Annotated in this window: 10 protein-coding genes (1 of these 10 only partly in view); 3 read left to right on the plus strand and 7 right to left on the minus strand. The window is 57.3% G+C overall.

Features of this window, described 5'->3' with window-relative positions:
- Nucleotides 1-13,693, minus strand: the 5' portion of a protein-coding gene (locus OIM11_07415; protein HJJ00955.1) for a BspA family leucine-rich repeat surface protein. It extends 29,249 nt beyond the left edge of the window; only the first 13,693 of its 42,942 coding nucleotides appear in the window; it begins with the start codon at nucleotides 13,691-13,693; its stop codon lies off the left edge, out of view.
- Between the two features lie 2,010 nt (nucleotides 13,694-15,703).
- Between OIM11_07415 and OIM11_07420 the strand changes: the two genes are divergently transcribed.
- A complete protein-coding gene (locus OIM11_07420; GenBank protein ID HJJ00956.1) occupies nucleotides 15,704-16,891 on the plus strand; it encodes an IS1249 family transposase in 1,188 nt (395 codons plus the stop codon).
- A gap of 256 nt (nucleotides 16,892-17,147) precedes the next feature.
- On the opposite strand, the gene OIM11_07425 is transcribed toward OIM11_07420, so the two are convergent.
- Both OIM11_07425 and OIM11_07430 read right to left on the minus strand, forming a co-directional pair.
- On the minus strand, nucleotides 17,148-17,780 hold the full coding sequence (locus tag OIM11_07425; GenBank protein ID HJJ00957.1) for a hypothetical protein: 633 nt from the start codon (nucleotides 17,778-17,780) through the stop codon (nucleotides 17,148-17,150).
- 18 nt (nucleotides 17,781-17,798) lie between these two features.
- Nucleotides 17,799-18,056 (minus strand): hypothetical protein, encoded by a 258-nt coding sequence (locus tag OIM11_07430; GenBank protein HJJ00958.1) that lies wholly within the window; start codon nucleotides 18,054-18,056, stop codon nucleotides 17,799-17,801.
- A gap of 1,867 nt (nucleotides 18,057-19,923) precedes the next feature.
- On the opposite strand from OIM11_07430, the gene OIM11_07435 reads away from it, so the two are divergent.
- Nucleotides 19,924-21,405 carry a DUF1846 domain-containing protein gene (locus OIM11_07435; GenBank protein ID HJJ00959.1) on the plus strand — a complete coding sequence of 494 codons (1,482 nt, stop codon included), beginning with the start codon at nucleotides 19,924-19,926 and terminating at the stop codon, nucleotides 21,403-21,405.
- A 157-nt stretch (nucleotides 21,406-21,562) separates the two neighbouring features.
- Here OIM11_07435 and OIM11_07440 read toward each other — a convergent pair whose 3' ends face one another.
- A complete protein-coding gene (locus tag OIM11_07440) occupies nucleotides 21,563-22,579 on the minus strand; it encodes a SpoVA/SpoVAEb family sporulation membrane protein (protein ID HJJ00960.1) in 1,017 nt (338 codons plus the stop codon).
- 218 nt (nucleotides 22,580-22,797) lie between these two features.
- On the opposite strand from OIM11_07440, the gene OIM11_07445 reads away from it, so the two are divergent.
- Complete coding sequence (locus OIM11_07445) at nucleotides 22,798-24,075, plus strand: radical SAM protein (protein ID HJJ00961.1); 1,278 nt, start codon at nucleotides 22,798-22,800, stop codon at nucleotides 24,073-24,075.
- On the opposite strand, the gene OIM11_07450 is transcribed toward OIM11_07445, so the two are convergent.
- The 3 genes from OIM11_07450 to OIM11_07460 form a co-directional block, all read right to left on the minus strand.
- Nucleotides 24,076-24,528, minus strand: a complete 453-nt coding sequence (locus OIM11_07450) for a MarR family transcriptional regulator (protein ID HJJ00962.1) — start codon at nucleotides 24,526-24,528, stop codon at nucleotides 24,076-24,078.
- 170 nt (nucleotides 24,529-24,698) lie between these two features.
- Nucleotides 24,699-24,977 (minus strand): hypothetical protein, encoded by a 279-nt coding sequence (locus OIM11_07455; GenBank protein HJJ00963.1) that lies wholly within the window; start codon nucleotides 24,975-24,977, stop codon nucleotides 24,699-24,701.
- Between the two features lie 216 nt (nucleotides 24,978-25,193).
- The gene (locus OIM11_07460; GenBank protein ID HJJ00964.1) at nucleotides 25,194-25,418 is read right to left on the minus strand and encodes a hypothetical protein; all 225 of its coding nucleotides are present in this window, start codon (nucleotides 25,416-25,418) and stop codon (nucleotides 25,194-25,196) included.
- Nucleotides 25,419-25,445 lie beyond the last annotated feature (27 nt).

Consider the following 25,445-nt stretch of genomic DNA (forward strand, 5'->3'; position numbering starts at 1 on the left):
CCCAGTAGGAGATGTCCACGGTGGCGAGCTCGTGGCTGCCGGCGAACATACCCGTGAGGTTCATGGTGCCCAGAATAGGCCAGTGCATAGTGGCGAGCTGATTGGTGATGCCCGTGTTGGCAAAGGCATAGGAGGCGTCCTCAAGGCTGTTGATCTGCCAGGAACCGATCTCGTCGAGGTTGGGCAGGCTCTTCATGCCGTCGAAGCTGTGGGCCATGGTGGTGACCTTGGTCACGTCCCAGTTGGTGAGCGCCGCGATGGACTCGAGCGAGCTCGCGCCGCTCAGGAAGTAGGACATGTCGGTCACGTTGGAGACGTTCCAATTGCCCGTGAGCGAGGTAAGCGAGCTCGTCCCCTGCAGCATGTGGGAGATGTCCGTGGCGTTGATGACGTCCATCTGCGTGCCGTCGAAGCTCTCCATGGCGGAGTAGCCGGCAAACCAGTTGGCGGGATTGTCGATGAGCAGGCCGTTGAAGCTGACGATGTTCTTGACGTCAGTCTTTGCCATAATCGTCTTGGTGACGAGCTTGGGCGTGGTGGGAAGCGAGGTGTCGGTGATGGCGGCCTCGTCGTCGGTGACCTGCAACCAGGGAAGGACGTACTCGGTGCCACCGACGGTACCGGAAAGCTCGGTTACGTTCTTGCCATAGACGGTCGTGTCGTCATCGGCGGCCACGTACTTGGTGGTGCTGTCGTGGTCGTCCACGCCCAGGGTGAGCGTACCGTAGGTATCCGACTCCGGATCGTTGTCGTAGCGCCACCAGGCGTACGGATTGCTGTCAAAGCGGCCGCCCAGCTGCTTGGGAACCCACTTGAAGACGAGGGCGTCGGCCGAATAGGGGTCGTTGGTGTAGCGTGCGGCGAGCTTGGAGGTGTCGCCAAACCAGGGGCTACGTCCGTCGGCAAAGAGCAGGCCATCCTCGATGCCGTCGCGCGTAGACGTGAGTTGCCACATGCCGTCTGTTGGGCCGTGATTGGACAGGCTGTTGTTGAACGCCGTGCCCTGCAACAGGGACGACTCGCCCACCGTGAGCTGGCCGAGACTCGAAAGCCCAGCGAGCATGTTCTCGAGGTTGACAGCATAGTACGGGCTCGTGCTCACGACACGACGCATCTGCCAGCGGGAAAGATCCATCGTGGCAAGTGCGGTGTCGTTGGCGAACATATAGCTGAAGTTGACGTTGGTGGACATGTCCCAATGGGCGATGGGCGTCTGATCCACGAGGAACTTGTTCTCGGCAAACATGTAGCTCGTGTCCAGAACGTGCGACATGTCCCAACCGGTGGGCTGGCCGGGCTGTGGCGCAGCCAGCGGGTTGAGGTCCATGATACGCGTACCATAGAACATGTGGGTCATGTTGATGGTCTTGCCTGTATCGGTATTGAGATGCCAGCCAACAAGTTCGCTAATGTCCTCGAGCGAAGCGCACATGTTGAACATGTAGCTGAAGTCGAGCACATGCGAGACATCCCAGTTCTGCACGCCCGTCAGGCTCGCGAGCTTGCCGTCGTTATTGAACATGTGGTTCATGTCCGTGGCATCGCCCATAGTCATGCCCGAGCCGTCGAAGCTCTCGAGCTTGACGTTGTTCTCGAACCAGCTATAGGGATACAGCACATTGATACCGTCATAGGTGTTGACGATCTTGACGTAGCGCGCATAGTCCTTGAAGCGGCTGCAGGGTGACCAACCAAGCTGGGACTTGAGCGCCTCATCCACGTAGAAGCGGGTCTCGGTGACGCTCTTGCCCAGAGCCGGATCAGTGTTGACCTTGCCACGGGTCACGTCGCCATCGTCGACAGCGATGACGAGCTCGTAGCTGTCATCGCGGATCTCGAGGGTCCACCAGGCGCGATCGTTGGAGTCAAAGCGCGCACCGGCCAGACCCTCGCCCCACACGTAGGTGCCGGCCATGGTTGCCTGGTACTTGTCAAAACCCTCGTTGATATTGTTCCAGGTGCCCGTCCAGTGGTCCTCCTCGCACTCCCAAATCTGAAGTTCGGGATAGACCCAGTAAACCTGCGCACTCAGACTCGACTCATAGAATCGTTGGCCGGAGCAGACGATGCGCAGATAGCGACCATCCACAAGAAGCTGCCTGTTGCTACCCGACCCATTAAGTGTCAAAACGCAAGCGCCCGTCTCATCGTAGAAATACAGATGCGCAGTGCCCGCCCAGTCAGAAGTCGCCATATACCAGCTGTGGATGTCAACGTAAAACCCGTCAGCCCAACGTGGCGCAGTAAACGTCCAGGTCCTAGTAACAAACCTCTCGTTGATAATGTTCTGGAACGGATCGACACGGGTCGGCTCCTTGATGGAAGACCAGCCCTCGCCCAGCACGCAGCGATCAAGTTCAAGGCAAAGATAGAAGGTGTTCTCGTATGCACTGTTGCGATCCACGACCCAGTTCTTGGCGTTGAACTCCTTGAGGGCGCGGTCACCCTGGAACATGGCCGTGTAGTCCATGCAGATGTCGGTGGTCCAATTGCGCACGCCGTTGGCATAGAGCAGCGAGGCGCAGTTCTCGAACATGTAGGCAAAGCTGTTGACACGGCTCGTGTTCCAGTCGAGCAGGCCATCGAGCGTGGTGATGGTGGCGCAGTTCTGGAACATGTTGGCCATACTGTAACTCGTGGCGGCGTCGGTGTTGAGCTGCCACTTGCCCGCCTGTTCGATCATGCGATTGGGCAACACGGTGCAACCCTGGAACATGGACGTGAAGTTAAGAACCTTGTTCATGTCCCAATACTCCATGCCCGTGACGGCACCAAGCATCGCGCAGCCTTTGAACATGGAAGCGGCAGTCGTGACATTGGGCATGGCGGTCCAGCGCTGGCCCTTGTTGCCCGTGTTGAGCGTCTCGAGCTTGGCATCGCCCTCGAAGAGGCTGGCGATGGAGCGGGTCTGGTTCATCTCGACACCGGCCAGGTCGGCATCCTTGAGATTGGTCAGACCGGCAAACCAGCGCGAGATATCCGTCGGCGTGATGCCGTTGCCGTTGAAGGTAACATGCTCGATGAGCGGGCGGGCCGCTTCGGGCGTGAGCTCGATGGCACCAGCAGCCGGCGTGAGCCATGGCAGGTAGTCGGCGGTCTCGGTCACGACGAAGTTGTCGACGGGCACCTTCGTGTAGCTGAAGCTCTTGTTGCCGGAGCCGTCCTTGGTGACCGTGACCTGCACCCATTCGGTGTCAACGCCGATGACGAGCGTCTTGTAGGTCTCGGACTCGGGATCGTTGTCGAAGTACCACCAGGCATACGGGTTACTCTCGAAGCGACCACCCGGCCTGCCAAACTCGAAGCGATAGGTGAGGTTCATGCCGTCGGGGCCACCAAACGGATCGAGCTCGGGGTTGTACTCCATCGGATAACGCTCCACGAGGTCGGTGGCGCTACCCCACCACGGCACGTAGCCGTTGATGGTCTGCTGGGTCCAGCGGCCATCGCGACCCTCGTGCGTGTCGGACTTCTCCAGGCCCGTGCCCGTGAGAATGGTCGTGGGCTTCACGTAGAGGAACTTGAGGGCATCCATACCCGCGAGCATGTTGATGGCCTGCAGGCGGTTAGTGCCATCGCCGTTGGGGAAGATGGCCGCGTCCGTGTTCCAGTTGGGGCTCGTGAGGTCCACCGAGACGACGGTCTTGCAGTCCTGGAACATGCCATCGAAGTTGGCGCACGACGAGGTGTCCCAGTTGACGACGGCATCGACCTTGCGCAGCTTGAGCATGCCGCGGAACATGTTCTCCATCGTCGTGACCTGCGCGGTCGTCCAGTTGTTGAGCTGCGAGATGTCATTGAGCGTGGCAGCACCCCAGAACATGCCGGCCATGTTGGTGACCGTGGAGACATCCCAGTTCTCGAGCGTCTCGAGCTCGCGCAGCAGCGTATTGTCCTTGAAGAGGTTCTCGAAGGATGTGATGATCGTGTCGTCCTTCACGAGCTGCTTGTCGGTGGGCAGCGTCTTGTTGGCCTCGTCGATGGCAGCGTCGCTGGCGGCGCCGATTTCGTTGTACCAGTCATCCAAGCCGATGACGCTCTGGAGCTTGACGTCGCCATCGAACAGGCCGGAGATGTCACCGGCCAGGTCGATACGCATGCCGGAGAGGTCGGCCGAATGCAGGTTCACGTAACCGGCAAACCAGCGCGAGGGATTGATGACGTGCACGTTGGAGACGAACTGCACGTTCTCGATCTCCTCGGGGGTGTAGATGAGGTTCTCGGTGCCGTCCTCGGAGACGAACCAGGGCAGCTCCTCGAAGGTCTCGGTAACCCAGGTGTGGTAGTTGACAAAGTCGGGGTTGTTGGCCTTCTCCTCGTCGATGCCGATGATGAGGGTCTTGGAGTCCTTCATGTACTTCCACCAGGCGTACTCGTTGCTGGGGAAGGAGTTGCCACCAGTCTGCTCGTCGGTCCAGATGTAGGTGTAGGGACCCTCGACCGTATCGCCCCAGTTGAGCGTCGGATACAGGGCCGCGACGTCGGCCGTGGAACCGAACCAGTCCTTGGAGGCGTTGAGGCGTATCCAACCACCGGCGCGGGCGTTACGCGAGGGGAACTGTTTGCCGTTCTCGTCAAGACCCAGATAGGCGCCCTTGAGCGAGGTGGTGACGCCGAAGGCCATGGATCGCAGGGCCGTGGCGTTGCAGAGCATGCGATCGATGATGGTGGGGCTACCCAGGTTCCAGCCGCGCGTGTCGATAGCAGCAAGCGCCGGTGTGTTCATGAACATCTCGGTGAGGTCACTCGTGACGTCGATACCCAGACGCCAGTCGGAGATGGCGGCCGCGTCCTCGAGCGCCGTGGCGTTCTTGAACATGCCCGTGTAGTTGGTGACCTTGGAGACGTCCCACAGTTTGAGATAGTTGGTGTTGGGGACGAAGGTATTGTTGAGGAACATGTAGCTCAGGTCCTCGGCCGAGATGGTGACCCAGTCGAGGTTAAGCGTGGCGTCCATGGACTGCATGCCCTCGAACATGCGGCTGAAGTTGACGACGTTGGAGACGTTCCACTCCTTGATGGAGTCGAGCGTCGTGAGTACCTTGGTGTTGCGGAAGGTGGCCTGCATGGTGGTGACGCGCGTGGTGTCCCAGTCATCGACGCCGATGATGTCACGCAGGAACACGGCGTTGTTGAACAGACGCTCCGTGGATGTGGTGTTAGCCGTATCCAGGCCCGAACCATCGAAGTAGGTGAACTTCGTGTACTTGGAAACTGCGAGGTCCCTTGCAGCCCAGCCGGTCAACACACCGTACTCGTCGGAGAAGATCTGGGCGTCAAAACCAACATAGTATATGCCACTCCTGCTAACAGAGAAGGTATTGGAACCATGCGTCCAGCTACCCCTGTTCGCATACATCGACACATGGGTGACGCGATGCGTACTCGTACGACGATCAAGCGTATCATAGAGTTCGAAGCTAAAGTCCGGATAGCCCCAATACCAACCGTTGTACCAATCCTCGACCCTCGTCTTGTAGTCGAGCGACATGTAGTAGGTCTCGCCAGCCTCAAGATATACGGGCGTGAAGATCTTCTCGGCAACGTTGACACGCTCGACGCCATTCTCCACCCAACCGGTCCAGTAACGCGGGTTGAACCAATAGGTCCAATCGGTCCAGTTAGTTCCGATACTGTCGCACATATTGTAGCCATCAGAGGGTTTGTAACCGTGAGCCGTGGACTCCCAGTCGAGGTTGATCCACTCCTCGCTCGCGTAGCGCTGCCACTCGTCCATGATGTTGTTGGCGTTCCATGCGGGCATGCCGAGGCTGCCGGCAATGCCGCCGTTGCGGAAGATGCAGTCCTCGTCGAACCAACCCTCGAGCGAGAGCGGAGCAACCTTGCCGTTCTTCGTGTCGACCTTGAAGCTCGAGATGGCCGCGCCAATCTTGTACCACGGGGTCATGTACTGCTCGTAGCCGTCGACGAGCTCACCATCGACGAGGTGATTGTACTCGGTCACCACGTTGCAAAGGTCCTTGTTGTGCAGGCCGATGGTGAGGTCACGCGTGTCGTGGTCAATCTTCCACCACACGTTGGCGTTACTCGCGAAGTTGCCGCCGAGCATGCCCGGGGTCCACGTGTACTTGTGGATGAGGTCAGCAGGCGGAGCCACGGTGGCAGGCGTCGTCTTCGTGGCGATGGAGGCAGCTGCGCGCTGGCCGGTCTTGTCGAGCTTGTAGCGTTCCACGAGAGCAGTCGTCGTATCCCACCACGGCGTGTCGGTGTCGCCGGTGATGGCATCGGAGTTGAGGGCATCGCCCATGACCCACACGCCGTCACCGGTGTTATGGAAAGTGCGGCCTTCCTGCTGATTCGGCAGCAGCATGGCAAGATTGGTGCCCTCGAGCACGGCGTTGGGACCAAGCGTCAGGCTGGCAAGACCCATGTGGAACGAGCCCATGCCGTGGAACATGTCCTGGGTGGTGGGCGTGTCCTGGATGTGAGCCGTGGTCATGTCCCAATCCTGGATGTCTAGGTCGAAGAGCACCTGGCAGGCGTAGAACATGCGCACGTAGCTGCGCACGGTCGAGGTCTTCCAGTGCTCCATGCCCGTGGCCTTGGCGAGCTTGGTCGCGCCATCGAACATGCCCTCGAGGCTGATGCACTCGTTGCCGGGCTTGTCCAGGATGAAGCCCTCGCCCTTGAAGGTGTCCAGACCCGTATGGGCACGCGTCGAGTTGTCAGCTGCCAGATAGGTGCCAAACCAGCCGGAGAGGTCCTTGACCGAGACGGGATAGCTACCGTCGGCGGCGGTGCGCACCTCGGTGATGGTGTTGACGTTCTTGAGCAGCTTGCGCCAGGGCAGCTGCACGGAGGTCTCGGTGATGGCGTTGTTGTCCTCGGAGTCACTGCCAATGCGCAGCAGGCCAACACGCAGGCCGACCATGCCATCGCGCACGACGCCCGTGTAGCGCCACCAGACGTTGGGGTTGCTCGGGAAGCGACCACCCAAGTTGCCCTCGTCCCAGGTGTAGGTGATCTCGGTCGAGACGACCGAACCGTTGGTGTAGAGGGCATCGGCCGCACTCGAGACGCCGGCGTTGGTGTAGTCATCGGCCAGGTCGCTCGAAGAGCCAAACCACAGGTTGTAGATCCAGGTGCCCTTGTCGGGCTCGCGATTCGTCAGCGTCTCGCTGAGGCCGGAGGCCTGCGAGAGCACGACGCCCTTGCCCACGGTGAGCTTGTAGAGCGACTGGCAGTCGCGGAACATGTCGGTGACATCGGCATCGCGGCCGGCGTCATGCATGATCCAGTTGCCGATCTTGACATAGGCGAGCTTCTTGCAACCGGCAAACAGGCCGTTGAAGTTGGTGACGTGGGAGACGTCCAGGAAGGTACCGTCAAAGCTCTCGAGGTTGACCATGTTGGAGAACCAGCCGAGCATCGTGTCCTGCGGAACCAGGGTCGAGAAGGTGCTGACATGCTTGACGGCCGCGATGTTGGGGATGCCGGCGATCAGGTCCTCGGTGATCTCGACGATGTTGTCGAGGGTGCCGGTCTTGACGACCGTAGTGCCCGGCGACAATGCCCACTGCAGGGTGGAGCCGCTGTACTCCATCTTGCCGTCCACCAAGGTGGCCGTGCCGGACTTGTGGATGTCGCGATCCTCGCTGGCATCCGACCCCATGATGAGCGTACCCTTCTTGACGTCGTTCTCCTCGTCATCGACCAGCGAGAAGATCCACCAGGCATTGGGGTTGTTGTCCACGCGGCTACCGGCGTACTTGGAGTCCCAGGTGTACAGGTGCTCGTCGTCGATGGCGACGGACAGGATCACGTCGTAGCGGCTCACGAGCTTGGCGGTGGGGCCAAACCACGGCACGTCATGGACGATGTTGTTGTCCATGACCCAACGGCCCACGTTGGCGGCGCGGGCGGCAAGCTCCTTGCCGTTCACGTCGAGGCCCAGGCCCGTGCCCTCGAGCACGACGCGCTTGATGGTGAGGCTGGAGAGCGCCGGCAGGTTAGCGAGCATGTTGGTGCGCTCCATGTCGCCATCCCATTCCCAACCGGAGAAGTTGAGGACGGCGAGGCTCGTGCAGCCCTCGAACAGCGACTCGAAGGACTGCTCGTCGGACTTCATGTTGATGTTGACGCCATCAAAGCTCTTGAGGCCCTTGTAATCCTTGAACCAGAAGGAGAGGTTGCGCGGGTTGATCTTGTAGGTGACACCGTTGTACTCGGTGGTTTGCGCCGTGACGGAGACCACGTCGGTCCAGGCGTTGAACATGCCGTCCACGCTCGAGGCCTTTTCCCAAGGCAGCTGCGAGCTGTGCTCGCCCTTGACGACCTTGCCGGTCTCGGGGTCGATGGTGTCGGCCTCGTAGATGGAGCGGTCGGTCACGACGGGCTCGACGGTGTTCTCGCTCGACCACACCTCGGGCAGGTCCATGCCAAAGGTCAGCGTGCCGCGATCATAGGACCACCAGGCGTTATCGTTCTCGCCAAAGCGGCCGCGGAACACGCCGGTCTGCCAGTAATAGTAAGCGCCATAGGTGTCGGTGTTCTTCCAGCCGTGGTCGTTGCCGGCGGGGTTCTCGTAACGGCGTACGAGGTCATCGGAGCTGCCAAACCAGGGGTCATCGGCATAGAGCACGGCGTCTGCATCCTTGGTGGCACGCATCCAGGAACCCATGGTGGCGTTGCGCGTATCGGAATCGAACAGCGCGGTGCCCTCGAGGCTGATGTACTGGCCGAGGTACAGCGAGATGATGGAATCGAGGCCCTTGAACATGTTGACGCGCGTGGCGTTGACGTTCATTTCCCAGCCGTGGACGTCGATGGAGGTGACCGATGCGCAGCCCTCGAACATCGAGTCATAGCTGAGCACGTTGTGGACGCTCCAGTTGGAGAGGCCCTCGACGACGATGAGCTTGTCATCGCCCTTGAAGAGGTTGGCGAGACTCGTGGCGCCGCTGACGTTCATGCTGGTGCCATCGAAGTGCTCGAGCGCGGTGTAGTTCTCGAACCAGCCCTCGAGGTTGTTGCCCACGAAGGTGACGCCGTTTTGCATCGTGATAGCCGAAACCCTGTTGTCGCCAAAGGCGTCGGCCCAGGGCAGCTCGGCGGCCGTCTCGGTAATGACGTGGTCGGCACCGGTGCTCGTGTCGATGAGGCCGATTATGAGGTCACCATGGGTCTTCTCGTCGTCGGTGTAGGTGAACTGCCACCAGGCGTTCTCGTTGGTGAAGCGACCACGCAGCGTGCCCTCTTCCCAGGTGTACTTGACGACGCCCAGGTCGCTTGCCGGGTCAGACACCGGGTAGCGCACCATGAGGTTCTTCGTCGTGCCAAACCACACGATGGTGAACGACTCGTCGCGACGCTCCCAGGAGCCGCGCGACGACTTGTGGTTGTCATCGATGCCCGTGTCGGCCAGGTAGGAGTTGTTGCCGACCGTGAGCTCGAGGATGGCCGGCGCGTTGGCGAGCATGCCGTTGCGGTTGGCCGTGACGTTCATGTGACCACCGGCAGCCGGGGTAAAGGCAATGTTGAGGTACTTGAGGCTCGTGGCACCGTTGAACATGTTCTCGAAGGTCGTGCCCGCCGAGACATCCCAGGTGCCGATGTTGAGGATGCTCTCGACGCCGGTGGCGTTCTCGAACATCGAGGAGAAGTCGGTGACCGCCGCGGTGTTCCAGTTCTGGGTGCCCTCGATCTGGATGGCGCTCTTGGTGTCCTTGAACATGGAGTTTACGGTGGTGACCTTGCCCGTGTCCCAGTTCTCCACGCCGGTGAAGCTGACGAGCGAGTCGCAGCCCTCGAACATGGAGGCGAGGCTGATCACGAGGTCCGTTGCCAGACCCGCGCCGTTGAAGCTCGTGAGCCCGGTGTAATAGGTGGCGAAGAGGTTCGCGAGACTCCAGGCAGACAGGCGGATGGTCGGGTTGCCGTTGAGGGCCTCGGCAACGAAGGACTTGACGTTGGCCAGGCCGTCGTACTGGTTCTCGGCCTCGTAGATGGCGTCGATGACGGGAATCCAGGCAGCCTCGGCCTCGGTCGGGTCAAGGGCGAGCTGGATGGGATTGGTGGTGTCGGTGCCCACGGTCAGCATGCCCGTGACGGCATCGTACTTCCACCAGGCCATGTCGCCGCCGTTGGCATCGCTGAAGCGGCCGGAGTAGTTGCGGGCCCTCCACTCGTAGAGGAAGTTGCTCCCGTAGTTGCGGCTGGTGACCGGATAGCGGCGCTCGAGGTCGGCCGAGGGGCCAAGCCACTTGTGGGTCACGCTGGCATTGGTGGCCGTCGAGGGATCGAAGGTGCTGGCCTGGAAGCTGCCCTTGTCCTGGGCACGGTCCGGAGCGAGCGTGGCGTCGCCCAAACCAGAATTGGTCAGGATGATCTTGTCGCCCAGGAACAGCATCTCGAGCGAGTTGAGACCGGCGAGGAAGTTCTCGCGCGAACTCGCGGTCGTCGCCTTGCTCATGTCCCAACCGGAGATGTCGAGCGTGGACAGGGAGCGGTTGTTGTAGAAGAAGTAGCTGAAATTGGTGCCCTTGGAGGTGTTCCACGCCGCGGCCTTGTCAAAGGTGCGCAGTACCGTGTTGTTGGCGAGGAAGTAGCTGAAGTCCGTCACGTTGGAAGTGTCGAAGACATCGACGCCGGCCAAGGTGGCAAACCTCGTGCCATCAAACATGTGGGCCACGGAGGTGATCCCCGTAGTATTAGTGAAGTTGCCCATACCCGAGATGGTGTGCATCGCCGTGCAGTTGGCGCAGAAGTTCGCGAGGCTCGTGGCACCCGTGAAGTCCATGCCCTTGGCAAAGCGCAGGTTCTCGAGATTGACGTAGTCCTTGAACCAGTCGGCCGGATACAGCATGTGGAGCTTGTCCTCGAAGACGATGTAGCGAATCGAGGAGCGGCCCAGGGCACGGGCGGGCTCGCCGCTGCCGGCAGCCTTGCCGATGACGAGCAGCCAAGGCTGGTCGTTCTGCACGTTGACGGGGTCGGGGCGCTCGGTGATGGTGACGTTGCCACTCGGGTTGGTGGCACCGATGCGCAGCGTTGCGGCATCGGAGTCATACTCCCACCAGATGTTGCCATTGGACTGGAAGACGTTGCGCAGCAACGTGACATCCCAGAAGTAGAGTGCGGCCTCGCCCAGGGCGGCGCCCTCGGAAGCGGCGTTGCCGTAGCGATTCAGCAAGCTGGCGGAGGTACCGATCCAGTAGTCGGTATCGGAGCCCTTGCGCACCCAGGTACCACTCGTCTGGTCATGGAGGTCGAGCTTGTCCAGACCGGAGCCGATGAGCTGCACCTTGGGGCCCAGCTTGATATTAAGCAACTTGTTGACACCCTTGAACATGTCGGCGCGATTGGCGCTCATGCTGTGGCTCATGTCAAAGGAGCTGATGTCGAGGACGCCGTTGTTGACGCCACCAAGATCGACGTCGTTCATGAACAGGCCCGTGAACCCAACGCACTGGCTCGTGTCCAGGCCGGTGCCGTCAAAGTCGAAGAGCTTCACGAAGTCCTTGAACCAGTAGGACATGTCAGCAGGCTGCGCACCGTTATAGGTCTTGATCTGCTCCACGTTGCGTATCGTGACGATGGGCTGGCCATCGACCTGCTCGAGCCACGGCATGTAACGGGTGCCGTTGGCGCTGGCGGTCTCGCTGATGAGCTTGCCCAGAGTCTCGCCATCCTCATCATCGTCGGCACCGATGGAAAGGATGTTATTGACGTTGTCGAACTTCCACCAGGTGTTGTCGTTGTCAAAACGACCGCCACGCAGGATGGTGTTGAAGCGATAGGTGGCATCGCCGTGGGCAGCGCCCAGGATGGTGCCATTGTAACGACGCTCGAGGTTGTCGGTCGTGCCAAACCAGGGGTCCTTGACCTTGCCCTTGTCGTCGTAGCGCTCCCAGACGCCGTTGGCCTTGTTCATCGACGAGATGTTGAGCAGGCCGGCACCGGCAATGCGCGTGGTATCCGAGACGGTGATAGTCTTGAGCGAGCGGCAGTCCCCGAGCATCTCGGAGATGTTTGCCGATGCGCCCATGACCCAACCCGTCATGTCGATGTTCGCGGCATTGATGCAGCCCTTGAACAGACCGCTGAAGTCCGTGACGTTGCTGACGTCGAGGCCGGAACCCCTGAAGACGCTCAGGTTAACGTAGTCGGCAAACCAGTTCGCAATCGATGCGGGTGCAACCATCTTATATGTATTAGTGCCGTCGATCGTCTCGTGGAAGGTGATGATGTTGATGAGGTCGCTCGGAACGGCACGCAGCCAGGGCAGCTGGCTGGCGGTCTCGGTGACGGCGAAGTCCGTATGAGCGATGCTCGGATCAAGCTCGATCTCGAGCGTCTTGCGATTCCAGTTGTAGGACCACTTGATCGCACTATTACTAGTGAAGTAGCCCTCGGGGAAGAAGTTGAGGGTGAAGTTCGCCTTGAGGCCGTTGTCCGCCGCACCGTTGGTACCCCAGCGCTGGATCAGCTCGGAGGGCTTGCCCTGCCAGACGTTGATCTCGCCCTGGACGACGCGCGTGGCCATCCAGTAGCCGAGGTCGTCATTGCGCGAGGAGATGCGCTCGATGCCCGTATCGGTCAGCGCGGTGTCAGGATGCAGTGTAATGGTGCGCAAGGACTTCATGCCGGCCAACATATCGAGTCTATTCTTCTCGGTACCGTCAGCAACATTGCTGCCGGAACCTGTCGCAGTATAGACTCCCGAGAGGTCGAGCGACTCGAGCTTCTCGACATTGGCAAACATGTCCTGGAACGAGATGCCGCTGTCGGTCTTCCAGGTCTCCATACCCGTGATGGTGGTGAGCACCTTCGCGTTCTGGAACATCTTGTCAAAGCTCACGGCCTTGGAAACATCCAGATTGGTCACGTCGATGGTGGTGAGCGCCGTGTAATCGGCAAACCAGCTCGTGAGGTCCAGCGGGGTGACCTTGCCACCCGAGCCGTTGGCCACGAACTTAATACTATGGATGTCGGCACGGCTGACCGCACTCGTGGTCGAGGTGAGCCACGGCAGGTTGGAGCCCGTCAGGGAAGTCGTGAGCTGCTTGTCACTGCCACCGGCAGTGATCGTCAGCACATGATTCTTGTACTCCCAGGTGATGTTCGCGTTGTCCGAGAACGTGTTGGTACCGGCTGCAGCAGGTGCCATGACCGGCGCATTTGCGGCGGATAGGTAACGTACCGGACCGTAGACCTCATCTGTCATTTCGAGCGAAGTCGAGAAATCTCCTTCCTCGGGTTCCTCGATGCCAGGCACGTCGACCTGGTCGGGAGTGGTCTCCTCCTCAGCGGTAGTGGTTTCTTCGGGGGTGGGATTCTCGACGTTCTCCGTGGCGGCGGGATCTTCGTCGGCCGTCTCCCCCTCTGTCATTTCGAGCGGAGTCGAGAAATCTCCATCTTCCGCGCCAGAAATCTGCTGGTCAGAAGCATCTTCGGAGAAGTCTTCCGCGCCATTCTCGGCAACAGCGCCCTCTCCTGCCATTTCGGGCGAAGCGAACACAGCGAGCGAAGTCGAGAAATCTCCACCTTCCGCGCCAGAAATCGCCTGGTCAACAGGAGTGCCAGCGGAATCATCCGCGCCTGCGTTTACAGCATCATCGCTCGTGGCGCTTTGGGCAACCAGGAGCGTATCGTCTGCAAAAGCGGCGGGGGTGAAAACCGTGGCGGAAATTGCCGAAATGGTGAGACTGAGGAAGATCGCTGCAACGACCATATATATAACGCGCGCACGCGCGCGTAACGCACGTGCACCGCGAAAGATATTTTCGTTGCTTTGGATCATTCGTATTACTTTCCTCACTCACCGGCATGCGCAATGTACAAAATCGCGTTTTGCCTTGCAAGCGAGAAACTTCGGCAATTGTGCCATCTACCTGCGGGTTTAGCAGCATCTACCACCCTGCAAGCATTGCATAGCTTTTACGCTACATTTGTATAGAGTGTCTATAGAACCACTGGATAAACGCGTAAATGAGACTGCTAAGGCATTTTGGTAGCATCAGGCACTGTTTTTTGGTCATTTCTAGCCATTTGCAAGCAAAACCCAAGCTCAAAACTATTTTTCGTCTTCACAATTCCTCCACATTTGGTTGGCAAGTTCTTCACGAAACCAATTGCGCATTTTTCACGCCCCCACCAGCCAAACATTCAAAATCTTTATCCTATTTTTAGATATACTCGTATGGATTTTCTTATCTTCTTTGAGTTGCCCATCTCTCTTTGTGAAAAAATGATTGACAACTCTGACGCTACTATGCATCGAAGACCATTTTCGTGATTTCGGTCCGATTTGGATCCCCCTGAAGGAGAATCGGGGCCCAGATTAGGTTCGAAACCCCTTCCGTGCAGCTCAAGTCTCATCCAAAGCTTCCAAATCAAGCCTGAGAGACATTTGGCGCATTTTAAGGCGTTTTAAGCCCTTTTATGTTCTTCTGGCACATTCGGATACCTGTCATACGGGCAAAACGCCTTAGAATCGATTCTAAGGCATCGTTTTTCGTCCTTGTTACGTAAGGAAACCAAGCCGTTCGCTCCAGAGCCAAAAATGGACCCGGGAGACATCTACGCGACCCATCCGTACCTCCACAGGTTCCTAAAAACCCAATCACGCAATCCCAAATTGCATCCTGCATATAGCGATTTGCTCAAACCCGCCCACTTCTTCCCTCACTTAAGGCGATTCGTTATAGCGGTTCAACTCAATCCGGACTTTTTCAGACGCTTCAACCGACTTATCGCAATCCCTTTGAATCCTCATCATCAGACCAAGATAGCGCCTCGAGTTCCCCTTCCCTGCTCACTTCAAGTATCTTGGTCACTTCGGTTCAGCAGCCACCCCTAAGACAATGGTACCCATGAGCCATATTCTCCACGCGCCAGCGACCAACACACCTCCGAAAACCACCAAGCACCCACACGTCCCAATCCATCCTCCGTATGCCTCGCCGCGCCTCAAAAATCGACCGCGGCGCCGCGCGGCAATTCAGCGCTCATTTCCGCGCCGGGGCGCGGAACCCACGCTCCAATAAAATCGGTTCATAAACTTGCTGGCGCGGAACCTGAAACGAAATCGCGGGAGTCTCAGCAGACTTCCGCGATCCGTCCGCGCCGCCAATTTCGCTTTTGCTCTCCACCACGAGTCGCTCAAACAGAGAGCTGATTTCGGCGTCGACACGTCATGATTTCAGACTCAAAATCAGCTCCCGATACAGCAGTCGCGACCCCATTCGCACGCCTGAACTGACCGACATTCTCATCGATATATCTGCGCTCCCGAGGCCCCATGAATAGCAAAAGCAGACACTCGAAAACCCCAAAATCGACCTATCACTATCATCGTTTTTACTCTCATTTCCCTTTCGCGCAGAACGTTTCGTTTCGCTATCACTGGTACCAGTTAATTACAGTATCGAGTCACCGACACGAGCCAAAAAGTAGCGTTCCCACATGCTTCGAGAACCCTTGCTGATGCTCGACGTGGGAGATTTCTCCACTCCGCTCGCTGCGCTCGCTTCGGTCGAAATGACAAAAACCACCCCTGTCATTTCGAGCGCAGCGAAGCCCGCCCCTTTGTCATTTCGACCGGAGGCGCGCAGCGCCGGAGTGGAGAAATCTGGGCTATGTTTCAAAAAGTGTGTCCGAATAAGACCCGTTACCCCAGTTGAACACAAGCAAATCAGGTCCTTGAGTTGGAATCGCCCAACTCGAAGGTGTTTCAAAAAGTGTGTCCGCTTTCCTCTTGACGTGCCTGTTCAGGCAAGCTTTCCGAAGGGAAAAGTTGCCTAGTGGACAGGATGACGCCTTGAGTAGCCCGAGATGCGACGTTTGCGGAAGCGAGATGAAGGGGAACGGATACACGAAGGCAGGGACCAAGCGCTGGCGGTGCAAGTCGTGCGGTGCCTCCAAGACGAGAAGGATTGACAACGCCGCCAAGCTGCTCCGGGCCTTCCTTGCCTGGATCCTCTCCAAGAGGTCGATCGCCGATCTCGGATACAGCAGGTCGACCTTCTGGCGAAAGTGCGCCGGGTTCTGGGAGCTTTGGCCCATCGCCCCTTTCACCGGCGAGGTCTTCGACACGGTCTTTCTCGACGGCATCTGGTTTTCCCACGACGCCGTCGTGCTCGTCGCGCGCTCCAAGGAGCACGTGATCGCATGGCACCTGGCGCAAAGGGAGTGCTCGAGCTCCTGGGCGGCGCTGATGATGAGGATACCCGCTCCGATGCTGGTGGTGTCGGACGGATCCACCGGGCTCGCGAAGGCGGCGCGCACCGTATGGCCCGGCACCAGGATACAGCGCTGCGTCGTGCATGCCGCGCGCCAGGTCAAGCGCTACACGACCAAGAGTCCCAAGCTCGAGTGCGGCCGCGAGCTCCTGGGCATCGCGAACCGCCTGACGAGGGCCAAAGACGAGGACGCGATGAGGGAGTGGCTCGTCGACTACGCGCAGTGGTGCTCCGATTGGAGCGAGTTCCTGAAGGAGTTCACGGTGAAAGACGGCAGGAGGGTCTACACGCACGAGAGGCTGCGGCGGGCCAGGGGAAGCCTCAACCGCCTGGTGAAGGAAGGGACGCTTTTCACATTCATCGAGATGCAAAGGGAGCGCGGCGGGCGCTGGGATTCCACCAACAACCCGATCGAGAGCCTGAACGCGCAACTGAGGGAGATGCTCAGGCTGCATCGGGGATTGCCGCTGCTGCACCGCGTGAAGGCCGTCATGTGGTGGTGCTACATGCACACCGAAGAGCCCGAGAGCCCGGCGGAGATCCTGCGCCGCATGCCGAGGGACGAAGACGTCGACGGGCTTTTCGCAACCGTCTCGGGCGAGGGCCGGCATTCGGATGGAAGCCCGGAGAGGTATGGGAAGGCCATCGACTGGAACGAGTTTCACATGCCGACGAGGTACCGTCAGTGATGTCCCGCCGGACACACTTTTTGAAACATAGCCCAGAAATCTCATGCCCCGAGCACCCACGAGGTCTCTCCGCTCCGGTGCCTTACGGCACCTCCGGTCGAGATGACACGCCGAGACAAAAATGCCTGCCGCCTTGAGCGCTTGCAGGCATAAAAACAGCGACCCCGGTAGGTGGATCCGGGGTCGCTGGAAGGTTGTAAGGGAAGTGCGGAAGTCGTGGTAAGTGGTGAAACCTGGTGTGTGTTTGATGCTTCCTTTAGGCTAAGTGAATCTTGAGGTAACGGCGGCGTTCGAAGAATCCCATGTTGGCGATACGTGCTCTTTCCTCCTTGGCCCCAGACTCACGTGCGGTTGTGACACGGTCATCGAGATATGTCATTGCGTCACGATAACCATCGTTGCGAGCCCTATTGATCATATCCTCGAGCTCTTTCTGAACAGCCGAGCGGCCTTCTTGCTCACCCACCTGGCGAGCGTCGTCGACCTGCTGCTGGAATGCACCCATGACACCGCCAAGCATGTTAAGCATGGTCAGCGCACGGGTTGAATCTTCTCCGGGTGAACCACCACCATCTATGGGTGCGACGCTCACGGTCTGAGCGGTGGCGGCCAGCTGAGCCTTGGCATTTGCCGCACCGAGCTGCTCGCTCAGAGACGTGATGCGAGCGTCACGCTCGGCAATCTGCGCCTCCTTTGCTGCGACCTCGGCTTCCTTGGCGGCAAGCGCCTTTGTCTTCTCTTCGAGGCTTGCCTCCTGCTTGGCAACCAGTGCCTTGAGGCGCTCGATCTCGTCGTCCGAAACGGAGTTGACTGCGGCAACGATGGGGGCTGCAACGCTTGCATCCGCCACCGCTTCGCGAGCCTTCGCCTCGGCGGCATCGCGAGCCAAAACGGCATCGTTCGCACGCTACTCTGCGGCCTGCGCGCGCTCCTCCGCCTGCTTCAGCTGATTCTTAAGATCGTTGAATTCCTGCTCGGAAATACCCGAGCCGGAATCAGTGACGGGCATTCCGTTGTTGCCCGAGTCGTACGATGCCTGCATGCAATCCAGGGCGCGGGTGATGACAGCCGCCTTGGTGATGTTTTCGCGATGCGCGAAATCATCAATCATCGACATGTACTCGAGGGGTAAACGGAAGTTCGCCTGTTTGACTTTTGAACTCAACTCAACCACCTAACCTACATTTTTGAGAACATTCTTGGCGAGTAACTAGACGATCTGACTCATCTAAAGTCTTTGAGATTATATACCAAGTGATATACGCAAATCTATAAAAAATACAAATTGATAGCTTGACGCTTTCTGTGGCTTCTGAGTGGTTTTCACGGCCCGATTTTCAAGACGCATAGCGAAGGGGATTCGGTAGCCGCGCTAACGCCTGATTTAGCTGTGTTATCGCCTGGTTAGCAAATTGATGATATCAGCGATTTATCAGGCAATATATACATTTTTCTATACAAAATCGATGCTTGCTTTCACGGTATATCTACAAGCGATTCTAAGCCCTTCTAAGGCCTTTGTTTTGGGGGAAGAATCCCGCGATAGCTATCGTTAAAATTTGAGCGTTTCTAGCAGATTTCTGCAAAGATTTTTTATCGTGAATGGAGAGTTTGGGTAACAGCCGATTCATGATTCGATCACAACTCGATTCCTGATTTTTCAGACAACCCTGTTAGACTTTATCGACTAATCAGATTAAGATGGGGTGCCTTTATTATTCTTAACGTAGAATTATTTAGCCTGTTTTGAAAAGAAATCTTTATCTTAATTTAAGTTAATATGCCTCTTTTTTGATTTGAAGTATCTTTATCTGTCTTAATGATAAAGTTTTGGATGAGAGCCAAAAATTCAGATTCAATCATTTTTTGAAAATCTTTATTTACAATTTAGATAATAATTTCGATCTTGGATGTCAAAAATATGACCGATTATTTTGGGCCTCAAGACGTCCTGGAAAACCGTCTCGGACTCACAGACCCAACAGAGTCTAAAACGGCTCAAAATTGATTCTCGTGCCTCAGAAGACCTCAAAATTTTTTCAACAGGATTCCAATTTGCTTCCGTTTGTATTTTCGAACTCGCGAAAACATTCAATTTCGAATTCTTTATCTCATTTATAGATATATCATTAACTGATTTTTAGATAATTCTTTTATCCTTATTTTAGATTAAATCAACGCATATTTTTTATTGGTACCTGCTTATTCTTCTCTTCCTGATTTTGATTTCCCATCCGATCTTATTATTCTTTCTTCTGATAAATCTTTATCTGATTAATAGTTAATTAACTCAAGACTCAATCTTTTACCAATCTGAATTGATTTATTCTTTATCTAGATAATGTTTTATCTCTAATTTGAATAATTTCGCTTCATTACAAATTTTGCTCGCTTTGATTTAATTTATCTCAAATTTGATAATTATATATTCTTAATATGAAATAATAGATACGGATCTCCGTATTTTTAACTGGCACCAGTTAGTAAATAAGACTTCATATGCTCTATTATTCTGTTCTCAGATAGTTCTTTATCTCAAATTTGTATATATTGATTATCTGTTTGTTGATAATCCTTTATTTCCAAATCAGATAATTCAGGCCTCTCGTCTTTTTCCACATAGATCTTTCTGCCACTCTCAAATTCTCTTATTTATGCAACTTAATAACATATCTTCAACTGGTACAAGCTAAAGATTTTGCTTTCAAATTCTCTCTTTCTGCTTCCAGATTTTGAATTTGCTCTCTCGTGCAAAATACTGGCTTCTCAGCCCCTCTGACTGCTCTTTGTGTTTCGATGCCAATCAATCTCTAAAAGTGCCATAGGCGCGCTTCTGAAGCCTCGTTTTTTGAGACTGAAAATCTTCCTTCGTTTGGTACTCTGTTGGACCCGAATTTCTGCCAAAATATCTTGGTCACTTTTCTTGTGGATTCTTGTGGAGACGCGCCAACCGATTCAACGCATCGCTCTGCTTTTCGTGTCTCGGCTGTCGTGTATGATGATGAAAAATTTCGAGTGGAAGGTTGTATGGCATGCACATCGGATTCGACAACGACATGTATATCGAAATGCAGGCCGCTCGCATCAGGGGGCGTATTGCGCAATTTGGTGGCAAGTTGTATCTCGAGTTCGGTGGCAAGCTTTTTGACGATTACCACGCTTCACGCGTGCTTCCTGGTTTCGAGCCTGATTCCAAGGTCCGCATGCTCATGACCCTGGCCGATGACGCAGAGGTCGTCATTGCGATCAATGCTAATCATATAGAGGGCAATAAGCATCGCTCGGATATCGGCATTGCCTACTCCGAGGATGTTCTGCGCCTCATGGATGTATATCGCGAGATGGGCCTGCTCGTCGGCGGCGTCGTTATCACGCAATTCACCGGCCAACCCCATGCAGAGGCGTACCAGCGCCGCTTGGAGTCCATGGGCATCAAATGCTACCGCCACTATGTCATAGACCGTTATCCGTCGGATATCGAGCATATCGTGAGCGATGATGGCTTCGGAAAAAACGATTACATCGCAACGGAGCGCCCGCTTGTCGTCGTCACGGCCCCCGGTCCGGGCTCAGGCAAGCTGGCAACGTGCCTCTCCCAGCTCTACCATGAGAACAAGCATGGGGTTACCTGCGGATATGCCAAGTTCGAGACCTTCCCGGTCTGGAACCTCCCACTCAAGCACCCGGTCAACATCGCCTATGAGGCCGCCACGGCAGATCTTGAGGACAATAACATCATCGATCCGTTCCATCTCGAGGCTTACGGGAGCATTGCCGTCAACTACAACCGTGATGTCGAGACATTCCCCGTGCTCAAGGCCATGATGGAGAGCATCCTGGGAGAGAGCCCCTACCAATCCCCCACCGATATGGGCGTTAATATGGTAGGCAATTGCATCTGTGACGACGAGGTCTGCAGCGATGCAGCCCGTAACGAGGTCGTACGCCGCTACTTCCGTGCCCGCGAACAACTCGCACGCGTCGGTACCGGCAAAGAGGAAGTCGGCAAGCTCGAGCTTCTCATGAAGGACGCGGGTGTCGATGTCGACCTTTCCCCCGCTCACCAGGCCGCGCTCGCCAAAGCGGAAGCCTCGGGCCTACCCGCTGGCGCCCTGGTACTCCCCGACGGATCGCTCGTCACCGGCAAAACTTCGGAGCTCCTCGGTGCTGCCTCATCGCTCCTGCTCAACGCCCTCAAGGTTGTGGCCGGCATCGATGACAGCACCTATATCGTGAGCGACGCGGCCCTCGAGCCCATCTGCCACCTCAAGACCGAGCATCTGCACAGCATCAATCCGCGTCTCCACTCAGATGAGACACTTATTGCCCTTTCCATCAGCTCGGCCACCGACCCTCTCGCCCAGAGGGCAATCGATGCAACCGAGGCCCTACGCGGCTGCGATGCCTATTTCTCGGTCATCATCTCCTCGACAGATGAGAAAACCTACGCAAACCTCGGCATCAACGTCTGCTGCGAGCCCGTCTTCGAGCGCCGCGCGTACTACCATCGCTAACCATCATACGCTACCTATTGCATTATTACACTGGATCCATTCTGCGTCAACTACCTGCGGCTATGTAAAAGCGTCGAGGGACCCGACAATTCCGAATGGGCTTCTGAGGAATTGCGGGCGCCCTCGACGCCAAAACCAGCTGCCTAAACGCAGCCTGTTATTTATCGATAACATCTCCAGTTACGTCAACGATGCCATCGTCATTGGCATCGACTGCACCACCCGTGCCCATGGGCGTGCCATCGGCCCCCTCGTCGAAGCCCTCCTGCTCCTCGACCTTGGCGACCTTGACCATGGAGGCGTCATAACCAAGCTCTTCGAGCGAATGCAGCGCCTTCTCGGCATGCACTTCGTTGATGGGCTTGCGGCCAAAGATGGCGTTGTAGATCCAGAAGGTGAACAGCGCCGTGAGCGCCAGGCCACACACGGCCAGCGCAAAGGAACCCAGGTGAACCAGACCGGCGATGGCATGCTCGCCACCGAGGAACAGGTCCATGCCGATGTTGTAGGTGTTGTAGCCACCGACGGTGATCATGACCGAAAAACCCTGGCCGGCGAAGTTCGCAAGCGCACCGGAAATGCCGAAGGGCGCGAGAATCGCACCCAACATCCATGCCGTCATCAGGATGTGGAGCGGCGTCGTCTTGGAAGTAATGGACTTGCAGACCAGGAATAGGATCTGGAAGAACGCGGCGAGCAAGCCGCCCACCCACAGGGCGTTGAAGAAGAGCATGCCGCCCTCGGTCTTCGCCACGCCCAGGTTTTGGCCAGGCTGGACGCCCATCATGCCGCACACGTAACCAATCACGACGCACACGAGCATGAACACGACGTTAAACCAGATGACGAACCACACGCAATTCCAGATGCACTTGCCCATCGAGGCGTTTTCCTTGGTCCATGGGCCAACGCCCTTCATACCGACGGCCATCGCGAAGCCGGAGAACGGCAACAAGGCACCAAACGTAGCCCACTCCTCGACGTACTGGTAGCACGCAAAGCCACCGAGCACGCAGCCGATGAGGCCCATGCTCACCAGCGTGGCACCACCCGTGAAGAATTCCATCGGCGTACCGGTCAGCGCAAACTGCCAGAACGACAAGATGGCCTGCGCGATAAGGGCGAGAACGCCGCCCACGCAGAAGCTGTAGAACACGGTCTTATAAGGTTTCATGTAATTCCCCCTGTTCGTGCGGGTCGGCCCTCCTGCAGACCCGCGCCTATACGAGAAAAGCCGCGTAGTGCTCGCGCGGCTTCCCGCGCCTGCCATGAGCATGGCGGGCGTCTTCGCATCCCTCCCAGGCGCGAACTCGTACAGTATATCGGCACTTTCCACGCCACGCCACCCTTCGGTGGCTCTATAATCGCCAGTGGAAAGCCGTCTATGTGGATATGGAACCTCATGAACAACCAGTCATTACGCAATGCCCTGCGTGTTTTCGAGCCGCCACCGAGGAAAACTACATCGAGGCCCTGTGTGAAAGGGGCCTGACCTTTGCCGATGCAGATGCGCGTCACGATGCGATCGACGAGTTGCGCAGACAGCTTGCCGATCGAGGCGCCGAGATGCGCAACGGCGGCGCAAGCATTCGCGTGGGTTGGCTCTCTCCCGCCTGCGTCGAATGTACCGGCGCAAACGGCAGCGAGACCTTCTCGACCACCTTCAAATGCCACCGAGATTGCTACTTCTGCTTCAACTACAACCTCGCCGACTACGACAAGTTCGTCGAGGAAGGCTGCCCGTGGGAAGAAGTTATGCAACAGGCTGCGCAATCAACCGGCGGAAAGATGGCCGTCGTTGGCCTGACCGGTGGGGAGCCCCTGCTCAACTTCGCCGATACGCTCGCCTTCCTCGCCCGCGCGCATGAGCTCTTCGGTGACGCCCACAAGCGCATGTACACCTCGGGAGACCTGCTCACGCGTGAGATGGCCGAGCAGCTGCGTGATGCCGGGCTCGACGAGATCCGCTTCTCGATCAAGCAGGATGACACCGACGAACAGCGCGAACGCGTGCTCGCCAATATGCAGATGGCCACCGAGTACATCCCATCGGTCATGGTCGAGATGCCCATCATCCCCGGCACAGACGATGCGATGCGCGATTGGATGCGGCGCTTTGACGAGGCGGGCATCGATGGCATGAACCTTCTCGAGTTCTGCTTCCCCTTCCATAGCTGGGAGGAGTTCGCCAAGCGCGGCTTCGAACTGCGCAATCCTCCCTTTGACGTCATGTATGACTACAACTACTCCGGTGGACTGGCCATCGATGGCAGCGAACAGCTCGCACTCGAGCTCATGCTATGGGCGATGGACGAGGGGCTTTCCTTCGGCATGCATTATTGCTCGCTCGACAATAAGCACCGCAGCGAGATGCGCCAGATGAACGAGGTCGGGCGCAATATGCACCCCTGCTTCAGCTTTGACGAAGAGGACTTCTTCCTCAAATCGGGCAAAGTCTTCGGCAAAGACGTCGAGATAGCCCGTAAGCGCCTTCAGGCTGCCGGATGCACCGATTACATCGAGAGCACGCACGAGCATTCGCTTGCTTTTCCGCTAGGCTTTGTGGACGCGCTCGCAGGCACGCGTTGCACGCCCGTCGTCTCCTATAACGTGCTCGAGCGTGACGATCAGGGCCGTTACCTGCGCGAAGTGGGGCTTGAAGTTCTCTAGTTACTCTTCTTCGAGTTCGTCCAGGCACTCGGTGAGCTTCTGGATTCCCTTTACGATGGACATGAGCTCGGCATCCGACACGTTTGCGAAGAGCTCGTCGATCTTGCGCTCCGCAGCAGCTCCGTTATCGGAGAAGTACGTGTATGCCTTGCGCGTAAGCTCGACGTCCAGGGCGCGACCATCGGCGCTTGAGCGACTGCACGTGACATAGCCTTTCTCCTCGAGTGCCGCGAGCATCTTCTTGACGTTCTGACGCGTCGTGCCGGTGAACTCGGCGATGTCGCGCACGTTCTTGGGCTCGTCTTCCATGCGCGAGATCATCATCATGAGGTACCACTGCTTGAAGGTGATGTCCGAATGCAGCGAATCGGCAAAGCGATTGAAGCGATTCGAGAGAATCGAGATGGCACCGATGACGAATTGCTCGTACTGTCCCCGTTCGCTGCGCTGCATGGTAATCGTCCTCCTGGATAAGGCCCGTGCCAGGGAATCGGGCCCTTGGCACATCTTGTGCAACTTATTGCGGTTATTCTAGCACGATTCCCTTGCGATGCAAGAACGGCTCCGCTCTCCATCATTGCGAGCGGGAGAGATTCCTCCGCTCCGGGGCCTCTCGCTCCCACCTATATGTTCAAATCCTCAAACCCCAGGTCAGCATGCTCGAAGGGCTCGTCAGCTGGATTCGCCTTCGCGTCCGCATTCGCCGAGTCTCCACCCGACGCGCCCTTGTGGGCGCCGAAGATCGTCCTGAGCCCCTTCACGGCCAGAATGACCGCCAAGATGATGAGCAGCAGCGCTATGAGCAGCTGCAGAATGGTCGCCGCGTCAAACGCACCGCCCGCAAGCGCCATGCATTTGGCGTACAGCGTCATGACAAGTGAAGTCAGCGTCACGATGAGCATGAACGCCCATGGGCACGTAGAACATCTTGTTGTTGCGTCCCGCATTGCCGAGCCATGCGCACACGGCGAGCAGGCCCAAGGCGGCGAGAAGCTGGTTTGCGGCACCGAACAGCGGCCATAACGAGCTGATAGCCCGTCATGCCGAGCCACAACGCCCCAGGACGACGGTGACAATCGTCGCAAACCAAGGATTGGTCACGACGCGACGCCATCCGGTCAGGTCCTTGATCTCGACACCCCTGCGGCGTAAAGAGCTCCTGGAACATGTAGCGCGCCCAGGCGGGTCGCCGTGTCGAGCGAGGTCAGGCAAAATACCGAAACGGCAAGGATGAGCAGCGCGTACGCGATGTCGGTGGCACCGGCAAGCCCCGGAATCATGCCGAGCATCTGCGAAAGGCCCGCCGCGAAGACCTGCGTGGGCGAGGTGTAGGTGCCATCCATGTACCCCCGAGAACACGAACGCCACGG

The organism is Coriobacteriaceae bacterium (assembly GCA_025992705.1).
Lineage (GTDB): Bacteria > Actinomycetota > Coriobacteriia > Coriobacteriales > QAMH01 > QAMH01.